Genomic DNA, 669 nt, shown 5'->3' on the forward strand with positions numbered 1-669 from the left:
ATGTGAAGTATTATCGCGCATACAAGCCTGCGATGGATCGATGGGGTATTAGGGAACTGTGCAATCCGAACCATCCTCGGCAAGAATATCGAGTAGCTCAGCGTGATTTAGAAATCTCTCCGGATGAAGTCAAACTGATTGCTATGCAGCATGGCGTGAAAGTCGTTTGTCATGACGCTCCCACTAATCCAAATGTGCAGGTCTATGAGTTGCAGCGAAATTACGAACATCGCCTGTACGCGGAGAGATGGCGCGCGCGAATGAAAGATTGATCTGAACCGGTACGTATTACATTTCTGCCTAAAAACCGAATCACGAGTGCGAGTGAGATTGTGCGCTGTATGCTTGCTTGGCAGAGTCAGCGCCCTATAATAAAAACACGCTTATTTACTATGTTTGGACCCAATGATTCGAAGGCATCGTCGCCCCGTACAAGATTCCGACTTGGACATCACTGCGTTCATGAACTTAATGATTGTGTTGGTGCCCATTCTGCTCATGAATCTCATCTTCGCGCAAACTTCTATTATTGAGCTAAATTTTCCTCGTTCAGAGTCTGAGACACCGATTGATCCTGAGCAATTTGATCTTAGTGTTGCAATTTATCAAGACAGTATTGATGTGCTGGAAGGTTCTAGTGCATTAATCAAACGCATCGATAATGCTGAA

At 44.8% G+C, this 669-nt stretch carries 1 protein-coding gene and 1 pseudogene; both read left to right on the top strand.

Annotated elements, in window-relative coordinates; all coding sequences use genetic code 11:
• Nucleotides 1–272, top strand: a 272-nt coding sequence (locus tag A3750_RS25680; protein WP_197474805.1) for a hypothetical protein, incomplete at its 5' end; no start/stop codon positions are given.
• A gap of 133 nt (nucleotides 273–405) precedes the next feature.
• Nucleotides 406–669: pseudogene (locus A3750_RS25685) on the top strand (biopolymer transporter ExbD); the annotation flags it as partial.

The organism is Oleiphilus sp. HI0079 (genome assembly GCF_001635105.1).